Origin of the sequence: Paenibacillus periandrae, from assembly GCF_022458865.1 — a bacterium.
Classification (GTDB): Bacteria; Bacillota; Bacilli; order Paenibacillales; family NBRC-103111; genus Paenibacillus_S; species Paenibacillus_S periandrae.
Genome location: NZ_JAJNMU010000092.1, coordinates 1 through 1,148, shown reverse-complemented (window position 1 = coordinate 1,148; position 1,148 = coordinate 1). Strand labels below are relative to the sequence as shown.

At 48.0% G+C, this 1,148-nt stretch carries 1 protein-coding gene; it reads right to left on the bottom strand.

The features are described 5' to 3' along the window. Window positions 1-20: 20 nt before the first annotated feature. Complete coding sequence (locus LRL21_RS44660; protein ID WP_240422195.1) at window positions 21-1,061, bottom strand: IS630 family transposase; 1,041 nt, start codon at window positions 1,059-1,061, stop codon at window positions 21-23. Window positions 1,062-1,148: the final 87 nt, after the last annotated feature.

The window sequence follows — 1,148 nt, the reverse complement described above, 5'->3', positions numbered from 1 at the left end:
TATATAGACCGCAATTAAGATCATAACCTAACAAGCAGGCGATCAACGGTATCCAGCGGGTGCTGATTGATTCGCTTCATAAATTGGCTTACATGAAGCTTAATCTTATAGAATTTTTCAAAAAAGACATTGTTCACTACATCGGCTTTGAGCCACAGCCATAGCCCTTCAACCGGATTGAGGTTTGGGCTGTAAGGCGGTAGAAAAACCAACTGCAGACGCGGATGTTCCGTCAAAAAAGGCTGTAACTCCGTAGCATGATGAATCCGGCTGTTGTCCAGAATCAAGGCGATTTTCCCACTCGAATACGCGGAGAGAAGATCCTGAAGAAATCGAATAAAAGCTGTGGTATCGGCCTTTTCTTCTTCCCGGTGATGCACTTGCCCGGTTTCATAATTAATCGCACCGAACAACTTGGCTCCTTCGTGTTTGCCATACGTGGGCACTTTACGTTGTCTGCCACGTGGAAACCAATTGTATTGTAGCGCTTGATACGACCGGATCATCGATTCGTCTTCAAAGAGCAAATGATCGATTTTTTCCGCTTCAACCTGTTTCTTGAGCGCTGCAAAGGTGTGCTTTTTGAAATACACTTGGGCGTCCTCGTCAGCGTTGGCAAGCGTATACGTTGCTTTGGTAAAACTGAAGTTCATCCGTTTTAGCATCGCGCTGATCCCACGCACGCTCATTGTGATGCCAAACTCCCGTTTGATCCACTCCGCCACCAGCGGGAGGGTCCAAGTGTACCGGGCTTCAAAACCCACATCGGCCGGTTGTTGCTGCTCCAGCATCGCTGCTAGCTGTTTTCGCTGCTCCTCCGTGAGTTTTGTCGGTTGTCCAGGGGAATGATCCATCTTCAGGCCGGGCAGACCTTGCGTTTGGTAGGCTTTCCAATAGAGGCCGATGGTTTGACGCGCGCGACTGAGTAGATCACCGATCTCTTCAAACGTATGTCCTTCCAGACGAAGACGGACGGCCAAGTACCTTTCGTAGAGTCGTTTGTCTGATGTTTGTTTCATCGCTGCATTCAACCGCTCGATTTCTTCGTTTCTCATGTTCATCGCCGCCTTCGGGTAAGTTATTACTATTCTTTACCCGATTTGGCGATTGGAGTGTCTTTGGCAGTTTATTAATTGCGGTCTATATAG